The organism is Rhizobium album (genome assembly GCF_003122325.1).
Classification (GTDB): domain Bacteria; phylum Pseudomonadota; class Alphaproteobacteria; order Rhizobiales; family Rhizobiaceae; genus Metarhizobium; species Metarhizobium album.
This window is the reverse complement of record NZ_QFBC01000029.1, coordinates 14,183-37,145: the sequence shown is the minus strand read 5'-3', so window position 1 is coordinate 37,145 and position 22,963 is coordinate 14,183. Positions and strand designations below refer to the sequence as shown.

The 22,963-nt window shown below is 60.7% G+C and carries 23 protein-coding genes, 1 tRNA gene and 1 pseudogene; 16 read left to right on the top strand and 9 right to left on the bottom strand.

What is annotated here, in order from left to right:
* Positions 1–364 precede the first annotated feature (364 nt).
* Entirely contained in the window at positions 365–907 is a 543-nt protein-coding gene (locus tag DEM27_RS32030) for a M41 family metallopeptidase (protein ID WP_245446268.1), read from the bottom strand.
* A 17-nt stretch (positions 908–924) separates the two neighbouring features.
* Positions 925–2,724: a hypothetical protein gene (locus DEM27_RS34295; RefSeq protein WP_165823713.1), complete on the bottom strand. Its 1,800-nt coding sequence runs from the start codon at positions 2,722–2,724 to the stop codon at positions 925–927.
* A gap of 116 nt (positions 2,725–2,840) precedes the next feature.
* Between DEM27_RS34295 and DEM27_RS32025 the strand changes: the two are divergent.
* From DEM27_RS32025 to DEM27_RS32005, 5 genes and pseudogenes are all read left to right on the top strand, one after another.
* Positions 2,841–4,223, top strand: a pseudogene (locus DEM27_RS32025) (RecQ family ATP-dependent DNA helicase); the annotation flags it as partial.
* A 116-nt stretch (positions 4,224–4,339) separates the two neighbouring features.
* Positions 4,340–6,271 (top strand): O-linked N-acetylglucosamine transferase, SPINDLY family protein, encoded by a 1,932-nt coding sequence (locus DEM27_RS32020; protein WP_109462292.1) that lies wholly within the window; start codon positions 4,340–4,342, stop codon positions 6,269–6,271.
* 111 nt (positions 6,272–6,382) lie between these two features.
* Entirely contained in the window at positions 6,383–7,570 is a 1,188-nt protein-coding gene (locus tag DEM27_RS32015) for a glycine C-acetyltransferase (protein WP_109462291.1), read from the top strand.
* Between the two features lie 38 nt (positions 7,571–7,608).
* Positions 7,609–8,646, top strand: coding sequence for an L-threonine 3-dehydrogenase (tdh, locus tag DEM27_RS32010; protein WP_109462290.1), 1,038 nt, complete (start codon positions 7,609–7,611; stop codon positions 8,644–8,646).
* Positions 8,643–9,002: a GFA family protein gene (locus tag DEM27_RS32005; protein ID WP_109462289.1), complete on the top strand. Its 360-nt coding sequence runs from the start codon at positions 8,643–8,645 to the stop codon at positions 9,000–9,002. Before tdh ends, DEM27_RS32005 begins: the two co-directional genes overlap by 4 nt.
* Here the strand turns inward: DEM27_RS32005 and DEM27_RS33765 are convergent.
* Positions 8,999–9,247, bottom strand: coding sequence for a hypothetical protein (locus tag DEM27_RS33765; protein ID WP_128755616.1), 249 nt, complete (start codon positions 9,245–9,247; stop codon positions 8,999–9,001). The genes DEM27_RS32005 and DEM27_RS33765 overlap by 4 nt on opposite strands.
* A gap of 180 nt (positions 9,248–9,427) precedes the next feature.
* On the opposite strand from DEM27_RS33765, the gene rpoD reads away from it, so the two are divergent.
* Together rpoD and DEM27_RS31995 are read left to right on the top strand one after the other, a co-directional pair.
* Positions 9,428–11,479 carry an RNA polymerase sigma factor RpoD gene (gene rpoD, locus DEM27_RS32000; RefSeq protein ID WP_109462288.1) on the top strand — a complete coding sequence of 684 codons (2,052 nt, stop codon included), beginning with the start codon at positions 9,428–9,430 and terminating at the stop codon, positions 11,477–11,479.
* Positions 11,480–11,634: 155 nt separating this feature from the next.
* On the top strand, positions 11,635–12,837 hold the full coding sequence (locus DEM27_RS31995) for a DUF930 domain-containing protein (RefSeq protein WP_128755615.1): 1,203 nt from the start codon (positions 11,635–11,637) through the stop codon (positions 12,835–12,837).
* 55 nt (positions 12,838–12,892) lie between these two features.
* Here the strand turns inward: DEM27_RS31995 and DEM27_RS31990 are convergent, their stop codons facing one another.
* Positions 12,893–13,999 (bottom strand): branched-chain amino acid ABC transporter substrate-binding protein, encoded by a 1,107-nt coding sequence (locus DEM27_RS31990; protein ID WP_109462286.1) that lies wholly within the window; start codon positions 13,997–13,999, stop codon positions 12,893–12,895.
* 333 nt (positions 14,000–14,332) lie between these two features.
* On the opposite strand from DEM27_RS31990, the gene DEM27_RS31985 reads away from it, so the two are divergent.
* On the top strand, positions 14,333–14,908 hold the full coding sequence (locus tag DEM27_RS31985) for a transglycosylase SLT domain-containing protein (protein ID WP_109462285.1): 576 nt from the start codon (positions 14,333–14,335) through the stop codon (positions 14,906–14,908).
* A 9-nt stretch (positions 14,909–14,917) separates the two neighbouring features.
* Here the strand turns inward: DEM27_RS31985 and DEM27_RS34290 are convergent, their stop codons facing one another.
* On the bottom strand, positions 14,918–15,073 hold the full coding sequence (locus DEM27_RS34290) for a hypothetical protein (RefSeq protein WP_165823712.1): 156 nt from the start codon (positions 15,071–15,073) through the stop codon (positions 14,918–14,920).
* A gap of 382 nt (positions 15,074–15,455) precedes the next feature.
* On the opposite strand from DEM27_RS34290, the gene DEM27_RS31980 reads away from it, so the two are divergent.
* Both DEM27_RS31980 and DEM27_RS31975 read left to right on the top strand, forming a co-directional pair.
* Positions 15,456–16,220 carry a hypothetical protein gene (locus DEM27_RS31980; protein ID WP_245446266.1) on the top strand — a complete coding sequence of 255 codons (765 nt, stop codon included), beginning with the start codon at positions 15,456–15,458 and terminating at the stop codon, positions 16,218–16,220.
* Between the two features lie 73 nt (positions 16,221–16,293).
* The gene (locus tag DEM27_RS31975) at positions 16,294–17,319 is read left to right on the top strand and encodes a linear amide C-N hydrolase (RefSeq protein ID WP_245446265.1); all 1,026 of its coding nucleotides are present in this window, start codon (positions 16,294–16,296) and stop codon (positions 17,317–17,319) included.
* A gap of 207 nt (positions 17,320–17,526) precedes the next feature.
* On the opposite strand, the gene DEM27_RS31970 is transcribed toward DEM27_RS31975, so the two are convergent.
* Positions 17,527–18,021 (bottom strand): heme-degrading domain-containing protein, encoded by a 495-nt coding sequence (locus DEM27_RS31970; protein ID WP_109462284.1) that lies wholly within the window; start codon positions 18,019–18,021, stop codon positions 17,527–17,529.
* 218 nt (positions 18,022–18,239) lie between these two features.
* Between DEM27_RS31970 and DEM27_RS31965 the strand changes: the two genes are divergently transcribed.
* Complete coding sequence (locus DEM27_RS31965; protein WP_109462283.1) at positions 18,240–18,500, top strand: DUF2171 domain-containing protein; 261 nt, start codon at positions 18,240–18,242, stop codon at positions 18,498–18,500.
* Positions 18,501–18,574: 74 nt separating this feature from the next.
* Here DEM27_RS31965 and DEM27_RS31960 read toward each other — a convergent pair whose 3' ends face one another.
* Together DEM27_RS31960 and DEM27_RS31955 are read right to left on the bottom strand one after the other, a co-directional pair.
* The gene (locus tag DEM27_RS31960) at positions 18,575–18,952 is read right to left on the bottom strand and encodes a VOC family protein (protein ID WP_109462282.1); all 378 of its coding nucleotides are present in this window, start codon (positions 18,950–18,952) and stop codon (positions 18,575–18,577) included.
* Positions 18,953–19,163: 211 nt separating this feature from the next.
* Complete coding sequence (locus DEM27_RS31955; protein ID WP_109462281.1) at positions 19,164–19,502, bottom strand: hypothetical protein; 339 nt, start codon at positions 19,500–19,502, stop codon at positions 19,164–19,166.
* Between the two features lie 200 nt (positions 19,503–19,702).
* Here DEM27_RS31955 and DEM27_RS31950 point away from each other — a divergent pair, with 200 nt between their 5' ends.
* The 4 genes from DEM27_RS31950 (at position 19,703) to DEM27_RS31935 (ending at position 21,376) form a co-directional block, all read left to right on the top strand.
* Positions 19,703–19,972 carry a DUF982 domain-containing protein gene (locus DEM27_RS31950; protein ID WP_109462280.1) on the top strand — a complete coding sequence of 90 codons (270 nt, stop codon included), beginning with the start codon at positions 19,703–19,705 and terminating at the stop codon, positions 19,970–19,972.
* An 80-nt stretch (positions 19,973–20,052) separates the two neighbouring features.
* Entirely contained in the window at positions 20,053–20,475 is a 423-nt protein-coding gene (locus tag DEM27_RS31945; RefSeq protein ID WP_109462279.1) for a secondary thiamine-phosphate synthase enzyme YjbQ, read from the top strand.
* 122 nt (positions 20,476–20,597) lie between these two features.
* Positions 20,598–20,963 (top strand): hypothetical protein, encoded by a 366-nt coding sequence (locus DEM27_RS31940; protein ID WP_165823711.1) that lies wholly within the window; start codon positions 20,598–20,600, stop codon positions 20,961–20,963.
* 86 nt (positions 20,964–21,049) lie between these two features.
* Positions 21,050–21,376, top strand: a complete 327-nt coding sequence (locus tag DEM27_RS31935; RefSeq protein WP_109462277.1) for a hypothetical protein — start codon at positions 21,050–21,052, stop codon at positions 21,374–21,376.
* A gap of 547 nt (positions 21,377–21,923) precedes the next feature.
* Here DEM27_RS31935 and DEM27_RS31930 read toward each other — a convergent pair.
* Positions 21,924–22,670, bottom strand: coding sequence for an SIMPL domain-containing protein (locus DEM27_RS31930; protein ID WP_109462276.1), 747 nt, complete (start codon positions 22,668–22,670; stop codon positions 21,924–21,926).
* Between the two features lie 157 nt (positions 22,671–22,827).
* On the opposite strand from DEM27_RS31930, the gene DEM27_RS31925 reads away from it, so the two are divergent.
* Positions 22,828–22,903: transfer RNA gene (locus tag DEM27_RS31925), tRNA-Ile, on the top strand.
* Positions 22,904–22,963: the final 60 nt, after the last annotated feature.

Sequence of the window (22,963 nt, the reverse complement as noted above, 5' to 3'; positions counted from 1 at the left end):
TCGCCGTCAAAACTTCAAACGTCCGGCCCTGATTCACCTTGTCGCTCATATGACTCTCCGCATGATTCATGCAGAAAATGAGCTTCCGCGAACAAACGCGCTACGTGGGATCGCCTACACGCTTACGTTTGAACGGTCGTTTCCGCAGTGCGACCTTTATACGTCTGCCAGCTTGAACAGTAGGGTTGTTATCAGCTTGCTTGGATCAGGTTCGATTGAGGGATTGTTGTCGTGGACTTCGAGACGGCACGCGAATAGCTCTCCGGCCTCTGTACTTGAGGAGTCCCATGCCAAGCCCTTCTCCTTCGCCCATCCGACGAGCATGGCAGTGGCATCGTAAAGTCCATCGTAGGGCCGCTCTGGGTCAACCGGTGAATTCCAGGCGATTTGTTGACCCGTCGGTAGGGCAAAGGCCTTCTAGAAGGCACTTCAAAAGGTCACCTTCCAGTCGTCTTTCGTCTTTTAGTGCCTGGGCGAGGATGATCAGTGTCTCGAAGTTGGCTTTCAGCAGGCTTTTCGCGCGCGCATACTCGGCCCGTAGAATGTGATCCACATCGGCGCGAAGTCGGGGTGAAGTTTCGAGGACCTTAGAGACCGGACGATCAGTATCGTCAGGGAACACCGAGAGCTGTTTTCCTAGACCAAATCGAGCAACCATCAGCGCTGCGGCGTCGGTCGCGCTGGCCAGGTCGCTTCCGCGTGACCCACCCGCTGTTGTCGAGCGACCACCGAACACAAGCTCTTCCCCGGCCATCCCGGCTAAGCTGATTGCGATGTCCCAGCGGAACCATTGCTCGGTTCTCAGGGCAGGGACAGGGCAATCTGAGGACGTTCGCCCCAACGCGTCGTGTGCGTCAAAATTGTCGTGACCATCGTCGAATACCTCGACGGACGTGACACGTCCCATATTTGAGAGTTCCAATACTACCGCGTGGGCGGCTTCGTGGATGCATATCCTTTGATGATGCCCAGCAACGCTTCGCCTTGTATCTCCCAGCGATGCTGACTTACCTGGTACCGCTGTTGCTTTACTCCCTTGTGCGCAAGAAATAGATCGATGTAGTTCTTCTGATTTGGCACGAAGATGTAATCATCCGTGACCTCGCCATCCAACTCCATTTGCTCCAGACCGCAAGCTGCCGTGATGCCTGTAAGCATCCCGAGCATTCGGAACCATTCCCGGTTTTTTTCCGGAATGGAGAGCTTGAAAGCAATTTTGTCGTTCAGGAGAATTTCCTGGATGCAGCCCTGCCAGAATCGCGCTGGCTCTTCGTAGGTCCTGGTAGCTTGGGCACCGATAATGTAGTTCTCTTGTAGTATTTTCCCCCACCGATGCCCGGCTATCTCGCTGATGAAGCTTGGCTCTAAGCCTGCGGAAGAAAGGCTGTTCAGAAACGACTTGCGTATTGCGGAGAAATTTACCCCCGATCTCTTAAATGGACTATCAGCTGGCATCAAAACATTGATGTCGCGGTCCGCAACCTGAACCCCGATAGCCCTTTGACTGAGAGCATAGAAGAATAGGTCTTTCGTCTTTTCGTTCGTCCAAGAACGGCTCAGGGTTTGCATCGCCTGGTATCGTTGAAGAAGGTCAAGCAATTCGCTATCAAGCTTTAGGCGAAACTGCTCGTCGCCTTTTTCGACCTTGAGGCTGGCCGACAAATCGTCCCATTCTGAAGAGAAGTTTGTGGCTGCCAACCCTCGGATAAGTTCGGCGTTCGCAGGATCGGCGTGGACGACATGACCAGCGCGTACCTTGAGCGATGCGAGAACACGGTTTGAACCAATAAAAATTTCTTTATCAGTTCGATATGCAAATGGCTGCAAGGGCAGATATTGGATCGGCTGTCTGTTCCAACCCGTATCACAACAGAAGATCGTCTGTATCGCTTGGTTCAGCCGGTAGGTGGGAGCGATGCATGAAAGAATCAGGTCGGCTACCAGCGTAAAGTGCAGATGATCGGTCTCGAATTCAATATCGAGGCCGAGGTCCTGCCAAACGACTGGGCTCGCCAATGCTGCGATAACTTCGCTTTTTTCCTCGCCCCAGCGTTGCGAGAACTGGGAGTAGCCATGGGCCGACCACGACGCAATCTCATCATCGATCAGCGTGCGGATATGGTGCAGGGCAGTGTTTTGAGCAGGGGCGGGCTGATGGAGAATCCTTTGACCAAAAGCGTAGAGTTTCTCGTATCGCTTAAATATTTGCAATGCTGCTGACCGCAAGATGGCAATCCCAGTCGCATCGCGTCTGGATGGATCGAGATTCTCGAATTCTTGCCAGTCGAGTTCGCCGAGTGCGCGTCGGCCCGTACTGTCCTTATGAGCGCCAAGAGGCATCAACCTTGGATCAATCAGTGGAAAACTGTTTTCGTCGATTTCCCGAAGCCGGTCGATTGCTGTCAAAAGGTGTGTCCGCTGCACGCGTACGCTTGTTGACTTCCATTTCTTTGTTTCCAAAAGGGCGGTAGTCCAACTGGCAATGCAGCGGTGCACCCGCCTTATGGTGGCCAAGTCGTCCACGTCGCGGTTGTCGTTTGCCAGGTAGCGCTTCATCCACTCGGCATCTTCGGTGCCGCTCGATGCGACCCAACTGAAGAACCTCCGAACTCCCGTTGTCTTGGTCCCGGAGCCAACCAGGTCGCTAATCTGCTCGACGAGCCGGTATTTCAATTTTTTTCGTATCTCAATCCACGTTGGTATCTGCTCAAGTGCGGCTGCCATTCTGCTTCCTATTGCAAAGGTATATAAAAAACGCTAAATGTGCCCTCGCAATAAATTGAATTCATTACGAAAAAGTTATAGACGTCTGATACCTTCAGTTTGTGGGAAACGGGAAAATATCGCAGTGGGGCCATGATTTCCGCCCGGAATATCGCGATCTCGGGCAACTGGCAGAGCAGTTTCCGGGCGTGCCGCGCATCGCGCTGACGGCGACCGCCGATCCGCATACCCGTGACGACATCATCGAACGGCTGGGGCTCGAGGGGGCGGAGGTGTTCACCACCAGCTTCGACCGGCCGAACATTTCTTACGAGATCGTCGAGCGCGACCAGCCGCGGCAGCAGTTGCTGCGTTTCCTCTCCGGCCACAAGGGCAATAGCGGCATCGTCTATTGCCTGTCGCGCGCCAAGGTCGAGGATACCGCCGAATGGCTGAACGGCCAGGGCGTGCGGGCGCTCGCCTACCATGCCGGCATGGACCGGGCTTTGCGCGACGCCAACCAGGATGCCTTTCTCAAGGAGGAGGAACTGTGCCTGGTGGCGACGGTCGCCTTCGGCATGGGCATCGACAAGCCGAACGTGCGCTACGTCGCCCATCTCGACCTGCCGGGATCGGTCGAGGCCTATTACCAGGAGACCGGTCGCGCCGGCCGCGACGGCCTGCCGTCCGAAGTCTGGATGGCCTACGGCATGGCCGACGTCATCCAGCGGCGGCGGATGATCGACGAGGGCGGCGCGGCCGACGACATCAAGCGCATCGAGCGCGGCAAGCTCAACGCGCTGCTTGCCATCTGCGAGACCGCCTCGTGCCGGCGGCAGGCGATCCTGGCGCATTTCGGCGAGGCGCATGCCGGCCGCTGCGGCAATTGCGACACCTGCCTCAAGCCGGTCGAGACCTGGGACGGCACGGAAGAGGCGATCAAGGCGCTGGCCGCCATCTATCGCACCGGCGAACGCTTTGGTGCAGCCCATGTCGTCGATGTCTTGATGGGGCAGGTGAACGAAAAGACCGAACGATTCGGCCATGTCGACATGCCGGTGTTCGGGGCCGGCAAGGATCTGCCGGCGCGTACCTGGCAATCGGTGTTCCGTCAGCTCCTGGCCATGGGCCTGATCCGCACCGACCACGCCGCTTTCGGTGCGCTGAAGCTGGAGCCGGAGGCGCGCGCGGTGTTCAAGCATGAGCGGCAGGTGCTGTTTCGCAAGGACCGGCCGGCCTCGGAGCGGCGCGGCAAGAAGGTGGAACGCTCCGAGCGCCGCTCGGTGCTGTCGGGTGCCGACGGAATCGTCTTCGAAGCGCTGCGCAGCGAACGCGCCTCGATCGCCCGCGACCTCGGCGTGCCGCCCTATGTCGTCTTCCCGGATACGACGCTGATCGCGTTTGCCACCGAACGCCCGGACACGCATCAGCAGATGCTGGCGATCCAGGGCGTCGGCCAGACGAAACTGCAGCGCTTCGGCGATGCTTTTCTGGCGGTGTTGCGGCAGCATCGTGGCTGAGCGGACGTCGCACCTGTCGGCGCGGATGGTTGTCGCCTGGCGGCGAAAAGGTCAGGCTCACACCAATTTCAGCAGGTAAACGGCCATATGATGTACGGCTGTTTATAAGGTGCCCCATGACTTCTCGATCTGCACATTTCGAGGCCGCGCGCCTTGCGTTCGACGGTGGCGACTACACGGGTTCGCTCACTCATCTTCAACGGCTTCTTGCCGGCGGAAATGTCGACGAGCCTGCGGCGGCTTTGCTTGGCAGCACATTGCTGCACATCGGCTTGAAGCAGGATGCCGCCGAATTCTTCGAAATGGCTGCGGGTCTGGATGAGGCTGCGGCGTTTCGCAATCACAGGGATGCCGCACTTGCCTATCTTGAAGTCGGTGATTCCGACAAGGCCTTGCTGAATGCGATGAAGGGCCTCCGGTTGAAGGATGATGCCTATGATTTGATCTTCATCATCATCACCATCCTTCGGCCGTCCAGGGACGAGCTTGTCGACCGGCTGAAATTCAAGCTCGCGGAAAGCGACGAGGTCAAGCACCTCGACTTGGCCTTGGAGCTGATCGACATCGATCGCCATGATCCGCGGTCACTTGCGCTGTTGCGCAAGGTTCGAAAGCACAGGCCGGACGATCCGGCCATTCGCAACTCCGTTCTGACGCTCGCCAGCGAATTCTGCGATTTCGACGTTTTTGACGAGGAAGAAGAGCGCCTGCCGCTCCAGGAGTGGATGTCGGCCGACTTGCTTGCTCACGAGACGCCGCACGACAATCTTCGCTGGTGCGGCGATGAGAAAGCCAACATTCTCGCACGCAATTCGGACACCATCGTTCTGGGTGCCGCCAAGTCGGTCGATGCAAGGCGGGCCCGACCCCACAAATGGAAAAAGAAAATCCGCGTGGGTTACCTTTCGGGCGATCTGTTTCCGACGCATGCGACCATGCGCCTTTTCTCGGATGTTCTCCGTCAGCACGACAAGGACGATTTCGAAGTCACTCTCTTTTGCCACACGCCCGCACGTCTGACCGCAACTCCGGCCATTCAGGAGGCGCGGGCGACCTGGGGCGAGATTGTCGATTTGAATAAATTGAACGATATCGAGTCCGCCAACGCCATTCGCGGCAGGGACATCGATATCATCGTCGATCTGAAAGGCCATACCGCGAATTCCCGCATCACGCTTCTCAACAGGGGGCTCGCGCCCGTCCAGGTGACGTGGCTCGGCTTTCCCGGAAGCGTGGCGCATGTCGATCTCGATTACGTCATCGGCGATGCCACGGTTTTGCCGGACAGTTCCAAGCCGTTTTACCACGAAAAGTTCTGCCGGCTGCCCGACAGTTACCAGCCGAACGATCCTCTGACGCGCGCTTTGCCGCCGGCTGCGAAAAGAGCCGATCTGGACCTGCCGGAAGAGGCATTCATCTTCGCATCGTTCAACTCTCCCGCAAAGATCAGCCGCAGGACGGCCGCTTTGTGGGCGCGCATCCTCAACGAGACGCCGGGTTCGGTCTTGTGGTTCATGTGCCATTCCGCTGCGACCGAAATGAACATACGCCGATATTTCGACGCAGCCGGCATCGGCCAGGATCGCCTGGTCACCGCCACGGCCGCACGCTACGAAGAGCACATCGCAAGACTTCAGGCTGCGGACCTCGGCCTGGATACCTTCCCCTGTAACGGCCATACCACGACGTCGGACAAGTTGTGGGCGGGGCTTCCCGTGCTGACGGTGAAGGGCAGCAATTTCGCCTCGCGGGTTTCCGAGAGCCTTTTGCGGGCGATCGGATTGCCAGAACTCGTGGCCGATTCCGATGACCAATACGTCGCCCTTGCGGCCGATCTCTGGCGCAACCGCGAGCGTATCGACGGTTTGCGGCAAACGCTGGTGGACAATCGCTTCGTCGCGCCGCTGTTCGATTCCGAACGGTTTTGCCGCCATCTGGAGAACGCCTATCGCATGATGGCGGATCGGGCGCGGTCCGGGCTGGCGCCGGATCATTTCGATGTGCCGGCCATGCCCGGCCGCACAGCGCCGTTCCTGGCGAGAGGCTGATCTCATCCTGCCCCGATGCGGCATGTTCTGCCGCTCGGACTTGAAGACATCGGGCGGTGTGATGGTGTAGGCTTTCGGCGTGTTTCATTGCGCGCCGAAAGCGACCTCTCCATGACCGCGACCTTTCTCGATCATCTCCGTTCCGAACTGGCCACCCTCAAGGAAACGGGCCTCTACAAGTCGGAACGCGTCATCACCTCGAAGCAGGCGGGCGAGATCGCCATTGCCTCCGGCGAGCGGGTGCTGAACTTCTGTGCCAACAACTATCTCGGCCTCGCCGACAACGAAGAGATCGCCGCCTCCGCCAGGCAGGCGCTGGACCGATACGGCTACGGCATGGCGTCGGTGCGGTTCATCTGCGGCACGCAGGAGGAACACAAGCAACTGGAAGCGAAGATTTCGTCGTTTCTCGGCCTGGAGGACACCATCCTCTATTCCTCCTGCTTCGATGCCAATGGCGGCCTGTTCGAGACCCTGCTTGGCGAGGAGGACGCGATCATCTCCGATGCGCTCAACCACGCCTCGATCATCGACGGCGTGCGGCTGTCCAAGGCCAAACGCTTCCGCTACGCCAACAACGACATGGCGGCGCTGGACGAGGAATTGAAGAAGGCGGAGGGGGCGCGGTTCAAGCTCATCGCCACCGACGGCGTCTTCTCCATGGACGGTATCATCGCCAATCTCGGCGACGTCTGCGACCTTGCCGAAAAATACGGCGCCATGGTCATGGTCGATGACAGCCATGCCGTTGGCTTCGTCGGCAGGCACGGTCGCGGCTCGGCCGAGCATTGCGGCGTCGAGGGCCGCGTCGACATCATCACCGGCACGCTCGGGAAGGCGCTCGGCGGCGCCTCGGGCGGTTATACCTCCGGCAAGGCGGAGGTCGTCGACTGGCTCAGGCAGCGCTCGCGCCCCTACCTGTTCTCCAACACGCTGGCGCCGGTCATCGCTGCGGCTTCGCTGAAGGTTTTCGATATCGTCGAGAATGGCGACGCCCTGCGCCGGCGGCTTTATGCCAATGCCGATCTCTTCCGCTCCGAGATGACGAAGCTCGGCTTCACGCTGGCGGGCGAGGGGCATCCGATCATCCCCGTCATGCTCGGCGATGCCAGGCTGGCGCAGGAGATGGCGGCGCGGATGCTGGAAAAGGGCGTTTACGTCGTCGGCTTCTTCTTTCCCGTCGTGCCGAAAGGCCAGGCACGCATCCGCACCCAGATGTCGGCGGCCCACAGCGAGGCGGAGGTCCGCCGGGCGATTGCGGCGTTCGAGGAGGTCGGGCGGGAGCTCGGCGTGATCTAGATTTTCCAATCGTCAGAATCACTTTGGGAGGTTTGTCGATGACGAACATGATGAAGGCGCTGGTTAAAGCAAAACCTGAAGTCGGCCTCTGGATGGAGCATGTGCCGGTGCCGGAGGTCGGGCCGAACGACGTGCTGATCAAGGTCAGGAAATCGGCGATCTGCGGCACCGACGTGCATATCTGGAACTGGGACCAGTGGGCGCAGAAGACCATTCCGGTGCCGATGGTCGTCGGCCATGAGTTTTGCGGCGAGATCGCCGAAGTCGGCTCGGCGGTTACCAAGGTGCATGTCGGCGAACGCGTCTCGGGCGAGGGGCATATCGTCTGCGGCAGGTGCCGCAATTGCCGCGCCGGGCGCGGGCATCTGTGTCGCAACACGCTCGGCGTCGGCGTCCACCGCCCGGGTTCGTTCGGCGAGTTCGTCTGCATTCCGGAATACAATGTCGTGCCGATCCCCGACGACGTGCCGGATGAAGTGGCCGCGATCTTCGATCCTTTCGGCAATGCCGTGCATACGGCGCTGTCCTTCGACGTCGTCGGCGAGGACGTATTGGTGACGGGGGCCGGGCCGATCGGCATCATGGGCGCCATGGTCGCCAAGCGCTCCGGCGCCCGCAAGGTGGTGATTACCGACATCAACCCCATCCGCCTCGATCTTGCCCGCAAGGTCGGTATCGAAACCGTGGTGGATGCCTCGAAGGAAAACCTGGCCGACGTGATGAAGGCCATCGGCATGACGGAAGGTTTTGACGTCGGGCTGGAGATGTCGGGGGCGGCGCCGGCTTTTCGGGACATGATCGACAAGATGAACAATGGCGGCAAGATCGCCATCCTCGGCATCGCGCCGACGGGCTTCGAGATCGACTGGAACAAGGTGATCTTCAAGATGCTCAATCTCAGGGGCATCTACGGCCGCGAGATGTTCGAGACCTGGTACAAGATGATCGCCTTCGTGCAGGGTGGCCTTGACCTTGCGCCCGTCATCACCCACCGTATCGGCATCGACGATTTCCGCGAAGGTTTCGAGGCGATGCGCTCGGGCAATTCCGGCAAGGTGGTGATGGATTGGGCATGAGCGAAGCGACGCGACAGGAAGGCAGCTGCCATTGCGGTGGCATACGATTCGAGGTCGAGGGAGATTTTTCGGAGGCGCTGGAATGCAATTGCTCGATATGCCGCCGCCGCGGCACGCTGCTGGCGTTCGTGCCGCGTGGAAACCTCGTTCTCAAGACGCCGGAAGAGAACATGTCCCGTTATGAATTCAACAAGCATGTGATCCGGCATTATTTCTGTCCCACCTGCGGTGTCGCGCCGTTTGCGGAGGCCGCAGCCCCGGATGGAAAGAACATGGCGGCCATCAATGTGCGGTGTCTGCCGGACGTGGATCTTGACGCGCTGAAAATCAACCGCTTCAACGGCAAGGATATTTAGCTTGGATCGACATGTTTGCCGGATGGGCCGATTTTGACGGCGGTCTTTGCCGGTGGCCTTGTCTTCGCCGGGTTCATTCCTATTTTAAGCATCGAAAGAAGTTTCTCCCGGAAATTGCCGTATTTCTGGCTTTTCCCGACTTTTCCCCCGCTTTTCCGCCCGGAAAGCTTGACGGGAAGGAAAATTGTGGGAATCACCATTTTGGGCAGTGACGGTTGAGCGGATCGAAACGGATCGATAACCATGACCGGAAATGCGGACGCTCAGTTGCAGCGGATTGTAGCATCGGCAGGCGTGGTTAATCAGGAATTAAAGGTCATCCCATTAGGTATGGAGACCGATTCGCGGTGAACGCGAAGAGGCGCCCGAGCAGGACGGGCATTTACCGCGGGAAGATGGAAGCGCCAAGGAAAGCGACGAAATAGATGGCAACCAAGGTCAAAGAAAACGAAGAGGCTGAAGTCGAACGCGACGGTGCTCCGGACGGCCCCCTTCTGGATCTTTCCGACGATGCGGTCAAGAAAATGATCAAGGCCGCCAAGAAGCGCGGCTACGTGACGACGGATGAGTTGAACGAAGTGCTGCCCTCCGATCAGGTCGACCCCGACCGGATCGAGGACATCATGGCGATGCTCAACGAAATGGGCATCAACGTCGTCGAGGACGAAGAGGTCGAGGACGCCAATTCCGAAGAGGAAGAGGGCGATACCGATACCGAGAGCGAAGGCGGCGAACTGGCGCCGACGTCGGGCACGGCGCTGGCCGCCAGCAAGAAGAAAGAGCCGACCGACCGTACCGACGACCCGGTGCGCATGTATCTGCGCGAAATGGGGTCGGTCGAGCTTTTGTCGCGCGAAGGCGAAATCGCCATCGCCAAGCGTATCGAGGCCGGCCGCGAAACCATGATCGCCGGTCTCTGCGAGAGCCCGTTGACGTTCCAGGCGCTGATCATCTGGCGCGACGAACTCAACGAAGGCACGACGCTGCTGCGCGAGATCATCGACCTCGAAACGACCTATTCCGGCCCGGAAGCCAAGGCTGCGCCGCAGTTCCAGAGCCCGGAGAAGATCGAAGCCGACCGCAAGGCGGCCGAGGAGAAGGAACGCACCCGCAGACCGCGTGGGGCCAACGGTGAAGACGATATCACCAATGTCGGCGGCGAAGGCCTGCCCATTGAGGAAGAAGAAGAGGACGAGGACGAATCCTCGCTCTCGCTCGCCGCGATGGAAGCCGAGCTGCGCCCGCAGGTGATGGAGACACTCGACGTCATCGCCGACACCTACAAGAAGCTGCGCAAGCTGCAGGACCAGCAGGTGGAAGCCCGCCTGGCTGCCGTCGGCACGCTGTCTTCCGGCCAGGAGCGCCGCTACAAGGAGCTCAAGGACCAGCTTATCACCGCCGTCAAGTCGCTGTCGCTGAACCAGAACCGCATCGACAGCCTCGTCGAGCAGCTCTACGACATCAACAAGCGCCTCGTGCAGAACGAAGGCCGGCTGCTGCGCCTTGCCGAATCCTACGGCGTCAAGCGTGACAGCTTCCTCGAGCAGTACAGCGGTGCGGAACTCGATCCGAACTGGATGAAGTCGATCGCCAACCTGGCTGCCCGCGGCTGGAAGGAATTCGCCAAGTCGGAAAACACCACGATCCGCGACATCCGCCAGGAGATCCAGAATCTCGCAACGGAAACCGGCATCTCGATCTCGGAATTCCGCCGCATCGTGCACATGGTGCAGAAGGGCGAGCGCGAAGCGCGCATCGCCAAGAAGGAAATGGTCGAAGCCAACCTGCGCCTCGTCATTTCCATCGCCAAGAAGTACACGAACCGCGGCCTGCAGTTCCTCGACCTCATCCAGGAAGGCAATATCGGCCTGATGAAGGCGGTCGACAAGTTCGAGTACCGTCGCGGCTACAAGTTCTCGACCTACGCCACCTGGTGGATCCGGCAGGCGATCACCCGTTCGATCGCCGACCAGGCCCGCACGATCCGCATTCCGGTGCACATGATCGAGACGATCAACAAGATCGTCCGTACCTCGCGGCAGATGCTGCACGAGATCGGCCGCGAACCGACGCCGGAAGAGCTGGCCGAAAAGCTGGCCATGCCGCTCGAAAAGGTGCGCAAGGTCCTGAAGATCGCCAAGGAGCCGATTTCGCTCGAAACCCCGGTGGGTGACGAAGAAGACAGCCATCTCGGCGATTTCATCGAGGACAAGAACGCGCTGCTGCCGATCGACGCCGCCATCCAGGCGAACCTGCGCGAGACGACGACCCGCGTCCTGGCCTCGCTGACGCCGCGTGAAGAGCGCGTGCTGCGCATGCGCTTCGGCATCGGCATGAACACCGACCACACGCTGGAAGAAGTCGGCCAACAGTTCTCGGTGACGCGCGAACGTATCCGCCAGATCGAGGCGAAGGCGCTGCGCAAGCTCAAGCATCCGAGCCGCTCCAGGAAGCTGAGAAGCTTCCTCGACAGCTAAGCTGGCGAAGACGTCCAACATCCGAAACCCGGTCCGCGAAAGCAGGCCGGGTTTTTCATTTCGGACACAGTACGGTTTTTTTCGCTTATGCAAGACATCGTGACTCGCTCGCGCCTTCGTTTGATCCTACATGGGCGTCGATGCAGGATGACGACGTGAAACAGGCGCGATGGTGGGGGCGGGGCATGGTTGCCTCATTTGCCGTTCATGCCGTTTTTGCCTTGCTTCTGATTTTCGGTTTTCCCGTGACGCTGCCCGAACCGCAGAAGGAGGACAGCGTCTCCGTCGATATCGTCGAGCAGCCGCCGGAGAAGGCGAAGGAAGAGGCAAAGCCGACCGAGAAGAAGGACGAGGCCGCCCAGCCTCCGGAAAAACAGGCGCGCATGACGTCGGCCGAGAAGCAGCCGTCCGAGGATGCCAAGGACGCGACATCGGGCGCGGCTCCGCCGACCGAGCAGCAGCAGGCCTTCGAATCCGTGCCGCAGGTTACCGAAGAGGCGAAGGATACGTTAGAGCCGGAGGAGATGGCCGACAAGCAGACCGAAGACAAGCCGAAGACGGCGGATGCAAAGCCTGGCGAGATCTCCCAACGGCAGATGACGGAGGTCGACAAGGACGCGCTGAGAGAAGCGATGCGTCAGGCCGCCGAGCGCGAAAAGGCCGCCGAACAGCAACGGGCGGCCGAAGAGGCGAAGGCGGCGGAGCAGAAACCGGCGGCAGAAAAACAGGCTGCGGAGCAGAAGAAGGCGGAAGCCTTGGCGATCCTGGCGGCGCGGCAGGCGGCTGACGCAAAAGCCGCCGAGGCGAAAGCGGAACTGGCAAAAGCCGATCCTGTCGCAAAACCCGAGGAAAAACCGACGACGGCAGCAACCGCGACCGATGCACCATCGGATGGCGAAGCCGAGACGAAGGCCGAGGCGGAGAAGGCGGATGCAACCTCTGGCGATCAGCCGGCTGTGGCCGAGGTCATGCCTGACGATTCGGCATTCACCCAGGCGAAAAAGCTGTTTTCGAAGGCCTCGCTTTCCGATCCGCGCGTCAAGAAAGCGCTCGGCAAATTGCCGCCCAATCGCCGGATCGTGCAGATCTGCACGATCGAGGCGCTGGAGCAGGTCAGGCACAGTGCGCGGAACTCCGTTCCCGAGGGAATGGTGCCGTTTTCGGATGAGGGTGGGCTGATTGCCGGACCGAAGCTTTCGGCATCGGGCGGCGCGTTCTTCAGCGGCGGCAAGTGGTACGCGATCGATTTCAGCTGCGAGACCAATGCCGAGGTCACCGAAATCACCGCGTTCCGCTTCGACATCAAGGGCGCCATTCCCCGCAACGAATGGAAGAGCCGAAAATTGCCGGAACCATGAAAAACGCCGGGGTTTCCCCCGGCGTCGCGTCTTCAGGATATGCGGTAGCGGCCGATTATTCGGCAGCGACGATCTTGCCGCCTTCCCACTTGAACAGCGAGAAGCTCGGCGAGGTCAGGTCGCCGTTTTCGCCGTAGGTGAGGTTGCCGATGGCCGTGGTGACCGGCTCGCCGCTCTTGAGCGCCGTGGTTACGGCGGCTGCGTCTTCGGCGCTGCCTGCCTTCTCGATGCCGGCCTTGATGACTTCGACAGCGGCATAGGCGTTCAGCGTGAAGGCTTCCGGCGGGATGCCGGCAGCTTCGAGAACCTTGACGGCATTGGCCGAGGCCGGGTTCTTCAGCGCGTCGCTGGCATTGGTGAACAGCGTGCCGGCGGCCGCATCCGTGCCGATGGCCCAGAACTCGGTGTTGGAGAGGCCTTCGCCGCCGATGATCAGCGCCTTGACGGAGACGTCTTGAAGCTGACGTGCCAGCAGGCCGCCTTCCGGATGATAACCGCCGAAATAGATGACCTCGACGCCGAGATCCTTCAGGCGGGTGACGATGGCGCTGTAATCCTTTTCGCCCGGGTTCAGGGCTTCGTAGATCACTTCGTTGACGCCACCGGCGTTGATGCCGGCCTTGAAGGCATCGGCCAGGCCCTTGCCGTAGGTGCCCTTGTCGTGCAGCACGGCGATCTTCTTGTCCTTGAGGTTCTTCAGGACGTAGTCGGCGGCAACGGCTGCCTGCTGGTCGTCACGGCCGCAGGTGCGCAGGACGTTGGTGAGGCCGCGGTTGGTGAGGTCCGGGGCGGTGGCGGTCGGCGTCACCATCAGGATGCCGTTTTCGGCAAAGACGTCGGATGCCGGAATGGCAACGCCCGAAGTGACCGGGCCGACGACGAAGCGGATGCCTTCGCCGACCAACTGGTTGGCGGCCGAAACGCCCTGCTTCGGTTCGCCGGCATCGTCGGCAACCTTCAGCACGACCTGTTCGCCCAGGATGCCGCCGTTCTTGTTGATCTCGGCAACGGCTGCTTCCGCGCCGTTCTTCACCTGGGCGCCGTAAGCGGCAACCGGACCGGTGATCGGGGCGACGAGGCCGATGGTGATGTCCGCCTTGGCTGCCTGCGCAAACATCAGCGAAGCGGCGAAGGCAACGCTGGTCAAATATTTGAAGTTCATTTTCTTCTCCTAGGATAAACCCGCTTTGCGGATTTGAACGATCGCCCGGCTGCCGCCAGCCAATACGAACCTGCCGGACAGGCAGGCCCTGCGGACGCCGGGCTCAGGACCGATGAGCGCCTGCGGACAGTTCCTGTCTCTCAAGGCGTTCAGCTGGATGGTTTAATAAAAAAGCTGCCGGTCATCTGCAAGAAAATAAGTCAACCTGCACATTTTTATCGCATCTCTTGCGATGTCATCCGGTTTCGCGGCGTTGCAGGGCGGCACGGGCGGATAAAAACCGAACTTTAAGATTTACCCTTTATCAATCTCTCGATGAAGAGAGGTTCAACGATGCGTATCGTGTTTGTCGTCGCACTTCTGTTGCTGGCCGGCTGCGCCTCGGCGCCGAGGGAAACCCGCAATGCCTGCGCCATTTTCGAGCAGCGCGACGGCTGGTTCAACAACTGGCGCCGCACGGCGCGAAGCGTCGAGCGCGAGTTCGGGGTGCCGGTTCCGATCCTGATGGCGACGATCTACACCGAATCCGGTTTCCGCCCCTATGCCCGGCCGCCGCGCACCAAGCTCCTGGGTTTCATTCCGTGGAAACGCCAGTCGTCCGCTTATGGCTACAGCCAGGCGCTGGACGGCACCTGGGAGCGTTACCAGCGCGAAACCGGCCGCTGGGCGGCGCGGCGGACGAAATTTTCCGATGCCATCCATTTCATCGGCTGGTATCACGCCCAGAGCCACGAAAAGAACGGCATCGCCCGCAACGATGCCTACAACCTCTACCTCGCCTATTATTCCGGCCATGCCGGCTATTCCCGCGGATCGTGGCGTTCGGATGCGGGCGTTCAGAAGGCGGCCCGCCGGACGACCGGCATCGCCGTCAGCTACTCCCGCCAGCTGCGCAACTGCCCGGATTGACGACGCCTGTCAGGCGACGGAGTAGGAGTCTTCGTCGAAGACCGTGTCGTGATACCCCTCGCTGCCGACGGCCCAGGCAAGAAGGCTGCGGAAATCCGCCCCCGGCTGTCTGATTCGTACCGGAGCTTTCGCTGCTTCGAGCGCTTCTGGATAAAGCTTATACAAGGTCTAGGGGATTTCCTTCGCGACGTGCAACCTTCTTTTCATCAAGGATTCAAAGCTTCGCAGGCCTCTAATTTCTTGGATCAAATCTTCCTTGGGTTGCGGAAATTTGTCGAGACATGTATGGAGGGAGGTATCAAACATCGCAATTTATCACGGATATCAGAAATTTAGCTAACGTGGATGGAAGGCGAGGGGGTGCATCATTCTGTTTCGTTCTAGCAAAAAGCCACAAGATCTGGTCAACGGTCGGGATCAAGCCTGGCACATCTCCCAACGGCAGCCAATCGTCGCCAATATCGGCGCACATTTGTCGCCGTGGTATGGCGCGGTCATTGCCTTGTCCCTGTGTGGCGCCTTTTCTGCGTATGGCGCGGATGTCGCATTGGACGTGCCGGAAGTGTCCATTCCGGCGGAGCGTCCCAATTGGGCCTTGCAAATCACGCCCTATATGTGGGCGGCCGGGCTCGACGGGCATATTTCTCCGTTCCGGCGTGGTCCGACGATCGGCGTCGAGAAGTCGTTCTCCGACGTCATGGACGACCTGAACTTCGGCGGTTTCATCAATGTCTGGGGACGCTACGACCGCTTCGTCGTCTCGGGCGACATCATGTATGTCAATACGACGGACAGCCATGGGGTCGGGCCGTTGCCTGCGTTGACGATTCCAGGTGTCGGCGGGATACCGCCGGGCGGCAACATCGATGCAAAGGTCGACACGACGCAGTTCACTGCGACCCTGATGGGCGGCTACCGCGTCGTCGATACGCCGCAGATCACGCTCGATGCGCTCGGCGGTGCGCGCTTCTGGCACATCTCGAACGATGTGACGCTGACCGGGAGCCTTGGCGGTTTGAGCGGGTCTGTCCACCATGACGAAAGCTTCGGCTGGGTTGATCCATTGGTCGGTTTGCGCGCCTTCCTTCCGGTTACGGAAAAGTTGTCGGTGCAGGCGCAGGTCGACATCGGCGGTTTCGGCGCGGGATCGGACTTCACATGGTCGGCGCTGGCGACCGCCAATTACGCCTTCAGCGACAGCTTTGCCGCCTCCGTGGGCTACAAGGTGCTCGACGTCGATTACGGTCACGACGGTCACGTCTACGATACGCGCCTCAGCGGCCCGGTTCTCGGCCTGACCTATCGGTTCTGAGCGACAAAGGTTTCACAAACCTTCTTAGGGATTGGTGTTCAATATGTCTCGATTCATACGCATGCTCGTTACCTTGACCGCCGCGGCGGCGCTGCTGACGGCCGAGGCCCAGGCCTGCACCCGGGTCGTCTATCATGGACCTGACGGGCGGAACATCACGGGCCGCAACATGGATTTCAAGGATCCCATGGTCAGCAACTTCTGGGTTTTTCCCCGGGGGATGAAGCGTAGCGGCGCCGCCGGTTCTCGTTCGCTGGAGTGGACATCGAAGTTCGGCAGCCTGGCCGTTTCCGGCTACGACATCTCGACGGTCGACGGCATGAACGAAGCCGGCCTCAACGCCAGCCTGCTGTGGCTCAACGCAACGCAATTCCCGGAGGATGACGGGAAGACGCCCCGCATGTCGCTCTCGATCTGGGCACAGTTCTACCTCGACCAGTTCGCGACGGTCTCTGAAGCGGTCGGCTACACGCGCAACCATGTGATGGAGGTGGTGAGCGGCGAGGTTCCCGGCCGTCCCGGCAGCCTAGCGCCGCTGCACCTGACGCTCTCCGACGCGACCGGGGACAGTGCCGTTCTGGAGTGGATCGGCGGAAAGCTGACCATTCATCACGACCGTTCCTATCAGGTGGTGACGAACGACCCGCCCTATGACGACCATCTCGCCAACCAGAAATACTGGAGCGCGGTCGATCCTCTCAAGTTTCTTCCCGGGAGCGGTCGCTCCGAAGACCGTTTCGTACGTGCCGGCTTTTATATCAACGCGGTGACCCAGAGCGACGACCCCCGGATTGCCGCTGCGGCTGTGTTCAGCGTGATCCGCAACGCTTCGGCGCCTTACGGCGTGAGCATTCCGGAGGCCCCGAACCTATCCACCACCCGCTGGCGTGTGGTGGCGGATCAGAAGGACATGGTTTTCTACGGCGAGTCAGCGACCTCGCCCAACGTTTTCTGGGTGGATTTGAAGAAGCTCGACTTTTCCGAAGGTGCGCATGTGCAAAAACTGGATCTCGGGGTGGACATGGCCCGTATCCTTACCGGCGAGGTATCGAAGCAGTTCGTTTCCGCCACACCGTTCGACTTCATGGCAGCCGAATGAAGGAAAGCAGAGCGTGGTTGAGGGATAGGCGGCGTCCTTCCACGCTTTGCGGCAGAAACGTTTACCGTCCACATATTGGTCGCGCCTGAAATTTAGAAGGCTGCTGCCAAACGGCTTTCTGGTTGTTTTGGCGGCGCATTCTGTCGTGTGTTGCGGTGATGGCGGCGCAGATTTCCTCCCCGCCATCGACGGCAAAGCCGCTGCGTCTTACTCCGCCTGCAGTTTCAACCCCTCATGATCCTTGCCGAGCAAGGCCGACAGGGCTTCAACCACCATATTGTGATCCTCGCGCTGCGGCAGCCCGGAAACGGTGACGGCGCCGATGCAGCCGGTGCCGCGGACGTTGATCGGGAACGAGCCGCCGTGCGGCGCAAAATCCGCGTCCGACAGGCCATTGTCGGCCACCGTCTTGCCCTGCTTCTTGAGCTGCAGGCCGCAGGCATAACTGCTCTTGAAATAGCGCAGCACCAGGTTGCGCTTGCGCCGGATCCAGTTGGCATTGTCGGGGCTCGAGCCCGGCAGTGCGGCATAAAACACCGGCATCGAATGCAGCGTGACATCGATGGCGACACCGAGACCGCGCTCCACCGCCATGTCCCGCAAATGCTTGCCGAGACGCCAGCCGGACCGCAGGTCGAAATGGTCGAAATGCAGGATCTCCTCCTGCTCGGCGATATCCTTCAGGTCCTGATCGATCGTCATGCCACTCTCCTTTTCTCCACCCGCCCCTGGGGGGGTCGGCGAAAATCATCCGGAACCGGCGGCAATGTAAAGCGGAATCTGGCGATACTTTCGATAGGCCGTTTTCGGTAAGCACGGCTTCCGGACGTGAAAGATATTTCCGTGCAGCCCGGGCATTAAAAAACGGATCGATTTACCGGCTCATGCGTTTCCCCTCTTGCAAATCCAAGGAGGATCTCATGATCAATGCATCGCAGATCAAGGAACATGCCGAAATCATCGGCGCCGACGGCGTTCACGTCGGTACGGTGGACCGCGTCGAAGGCAACCGTATCAAGCTGACGAAAAAGGACAGCGGCGAAGGCTCGCACAAGGGCCACCATCACTTCATCCCGCTCGACCTGGTTGCCGATATCGAAGGCAATCGTGTCCGCCTCTCCGCCAATGGCGCGGTCGCGTTCCAGATGGAACAGGAAAAAGACGGCAAGATGCAGCACTAGTTGGCTGCATCAAACACAGAATCCGTCGCAAAGCCGCTCGTAAGGTCGGCTTTGCGACGTTTCCATGCCAAGCTTTAGATCGGCTGGCCGACATCGATGCGGTTGCCGTCGGGGTCTTCGAAAACGAAGGCCCGTAGTCCGTATTCCTTGTCCTGCAGGCTTTTGATGATCCGCAGGCCATGCCGCTGGCACAGCGCATGCAGGGCGTCGACATCATCCACCATCATATGCGCGACGTTGAAATGCGCCGGCTTGTGCTGTGGCTGCAGCGTCAGGTGCAACTCACCCGCATCCCGCTTCAGGATCATGAAGCCGACAGGATTGCCGTTTTCGAACGTTTTCCTGAAGCCGAGGACGTGGCAGTAGAAGTCATGGGCACGGTTCATATCCTTGACGGGCAGCATCACTGCAATTCGCCCGAAGCGAACAGCGTTTTCGGCGACATCGTTCATCGCACAACCTCTCATCCGTGAAGCCGCAGTCACGCTCCAGACGGTGCCGGGTTGGCCATGATGCGTTTCGTTGCTGGAAAACAGGACGGTGCCCGCAGACGCACGTTAGCGCATTGGACGTTTCGGGGAAATGGTCGAAATCCTATTGTCCGCAAAGAAACCCCGCCTCGCATGCGCCAAGCGGGGTTTTCTTTTGGGCAAGCCGGCCGGATCAGATTTCCGGGCAGCCACGCCGGTTGGCGAAGGTCATGCGTTCCGGTCCGGCGCGCGTCATGCCTTCGATGACGATGCGGCGCTCGGTGACACGCACGATCTCGGCCCGGCGAAGACCGGCGTCACGCGCCAGCGAGCGCGCATATTCCGGATTGCAGCCGCGGCGACGGTCCCGGCTGAAATCGTCTTCACGATCCCGGTCGCGGATGCGCGGCTGGAGGCCGTCCGGCCCGATCTGCAATTCGATATCCTGCGCCAGGCTCTGGCCCGCTGGTACGACGAAGGCGCCGATGCTGATGATAGCGGCCAGGCCGCATGTCGAAAGAAGCTTGAACATGGTATCCTCCAGTATCGCCTGGGCCGCAACCCGCTTGCGGCCCCGAGGCCTTGCTTGGAAATTCCGGACTGCAAACGAGAAGCGCCTCGATATTGTTCCATGGCGCAACGGCGCGGGGGGCGTGACATAAGGCCCTTTCACGGGAACAATCTGGCGTATGCGGTGTTGGGTGTCTGGTGGAAATCCCCGAGGAGGAAGTGATGCAACAGCAAGACCGTCCTGAAGCCAGCCAGATCGTCTGGCTCACCCCCGTCGATCTGCATATCGAAGGACAGGGACACCGCATCCTGCGCGGCCCCTGCGACGCGCTCTGCTATCTTGTGCACGAATGGTCGAGCATTCACGGCCTTTATTATGAGCGGGCGAAACAGAGCTGCATCGAGGCCCTGCACCACACCCGTTGCGCGGAAGAGGCCCGCCGGGACGTGCTGTCCGCCGTCGAGCACAGTGCGGACCAGACCAGCCACTAGGCTGCCTGACGGCACGGGCTTTCTGCCTTGACATCCGCCCGGCAATGGCGGAGTCCGGGCGACGACCACCGGGAGACCCCATGCCGCAGACCATTCTCATGCTTTCCACCCGTGGCCAGGGGCTTTACGAATTCACGGAAAAAGCCGCCGCTTTCGTCGCGGAGGCGGGACAGGAGGAGGGCCTGCTGACGCTGTTCGTCCAGCACACCTCCTGCTCGCTGCTGATCCAGGAAAATGCCGATCCGGATGTAAAACATGATCTGAGGGCTTTTTTCGCCCGGATCGTCCCACCGACGTCCGATCCAGCCATGGGCTGGGTAACGCACCGGGACGAAGGGCCGGACGACATGCCGGCACACATCAAATCCGCCCTGACGCAGGTTTCCATCGGTGTCCCGGTCTTCGACGGCCGGCTGGCGCTCGGTACGTGGCAGGGCCTCTATCTCTTCGAACATCGAGACCGGCCGCACCGCCGCACCATCATTCTTCACCTCGGCCCCTGACATGTTCCGGATAAACGCAGGATGAACGCCTGATTCCGCGGCCATTCAGTTTCGTCGGCCTATTCTCCGTCTCACAGTGAAGATCCCGACAAGCTCAGGGATCTCGAGGATGGAGAGTTGATATGCCGGAAGTTTCCGCCAGGACGGGCTTCGCCCTGCTGATCGCGATCGGATCCGTCTGCCTCGGAACCGCCGCCGCGGCGGAGGACAGCAGCCGATGGATCGGCGTGGTCCTGCCCGGCTTTGCCGCCGAAGGCGCCGTCGTCGCCGACCAGCCGCGGGTGGAACTGCGCCAGGAACGCCGGCGCGGCTTGCGGCGCAACTGCTCTCCGGCACAGGCTGTCGACCAGGCCCGTGGCCAGGGCCTGCAGAAGGCGGAAATCACCGGTGTCGGCCGCCGCCGCATCGTCGTCGAAGGGCGCGGCCTCTATGGCTGGGGACGCATGGTCTTCGCCAACATGCCCGGCTGCCCGCTCATCGCCCGTTAACCATCATCGTGAAATTTAACCGCCGATCGCCGTCTTTCGCCACGATCGCGGCCTAACCAGCAATCACCCCAACCACGGAGGATATCATGTTTGAAATCATCACCAAGACCGGTCTCGCAGCCCTGATCGCCGCCGGCACCCTGACCGGCGCCGCCGGGGTGGCATCGGCCGCCGAAGGCTTCCGGGTAACGATCGGTACCGAAATCGCACAGGAAGACTATTACAGCCGCCGTCCGGACCGTCGCGGCTGCTCGCCACGCCTGGCGGAAGACATTGCCCGCGACTACGGCATGCGCCGCACCCAGGTCGTCGACATCACCCCGCGACGGGTCGTCGTCGAAGGCCGCGTTCGCGGCGGCTGGGACCGCATGGTGTTCGCCAATGTCCGCGGTTGCCCGCTCCTGCGCCGCTGACCTGAAGCTCGGCCTGAGGTGCAGCATCGGCCCCGGCAGATGACCACAACTGCCGACCGGCCACCATTCTTGCGTCCGCCTTCCGCCCGGTGGACGGATGCAAGACGCCCCTCGCACGACCTGTCAGAGGTTCGAGCGAGGGGCGTTTCTTTTTCCTGACGGGTCCGGAACAAAAGCCGTGTCGGGGGCCAAGCCTGATAGCGATAGCGAGCACGGCGAGCTCGACCGGCGGCATCGAACAATCAGCCATCGCTCGTAGCGGTAGCAACTCCCGCACATGCTACCTCGCCTCCAGACGCCCGACCCGGGCCCCTCATGGGATCGAGCCGCAGGCATTTCCTTTTGATCGAGGGTTTCGCCGCAACAATGCGCCGGTTTCCCGCCAACAGCGATTTTCGCCGGTAGCGGTCGGGACCGGCGGCAGTGGACCTCGCACGCCATCGCTCGTAGCGACAGAGCGCCACGACGTCTGCGACATCGCCTCCGCCGGATGAACAAACGCCCCCGCCCATCCCGCCGGGGATCGAACGGGGGCGTTTGCTTTGGCTTATTGCTCCAGCGCGAAGGTGACGTTGACCGTTACCGAATAGCTGTTTTCGCCGGCCGCCATCGGAACGGAGGCATCGGACATTTCTTTCGCCATCGCCGCGGCACGATAAAGCGGCTGCGGCGCACGCGGCATCGATTCGGAAATCTCGACGATGCGGCCAAGCTTGACGCCGGCGGCCTCCGTCAGCACCTTCGCCTTGTCGAGCGCATCGGCGACGGCCGCCTTGCGCGCTTCGGTAACCAATGGCTGCGGCTTGTCGTTGGTGAAGGCGACGTCGCCACCCTGGTTGACTCCGAGCGTCACCGCCTGGTCGATGACGGCGCCGAGCCTGGTCAGATCACGTACCCGCACGGTCAGCGTGTTCGTCGCCTGATAGCCGATCAGTTCCGGCGGCAGCGCCCGGCCGCCGGTATCGGTCGGATAGTTGAACTGCGGCATGATGCCGAAACCGGAGGTCTGCAGGTCGCGATCGGCGATACCCGACTGTTTCAGCGCCGCAAGCACATCGCCCATCGCCTTGTTGTTGTCATCGAGCGCCTCGCGGGCGGTCTTGGCCTGGCGAACGACGCTGAGCGTGATCAGCGCCATATCCGGCACGGCCTTGGCCTCTCCCTCGCCGGAGACCACGATGGTCGCTTCGCGACGCTGCTGGTTATCTTCGGCCCGGGCCACGCCCGCCGCTGCCAGGAATGAAAGGCCGAGAAGGGCAATCGCGGCAAAATCCGCAGTTTTCCGAAGGCGCATGGTCGATCCTCATGGTTGGTGTTGCTGGGGCTTCTTGTCTTTTGATTGTGAAGGGAATGCGGCAAGCGCTTGTGGAGCACGGCAAATTACGCTAGAGCGAAGGCCGCTCGCGGGCAAGCCATTGTGCCCGCGGCATGAAGCCGGACCAATCCGGCCGGGGCCTGTAGCTCAATGGTTAGAGCCGGCGGCTCATAACCGCTTGGTTGGGGGTTCGAGTCCCTCCGGGCCCACCACTTCTGTCCATCGCCACATCAGGCCGGACTCTCGTCGCATAAGTCCGGATTCATCGTCAT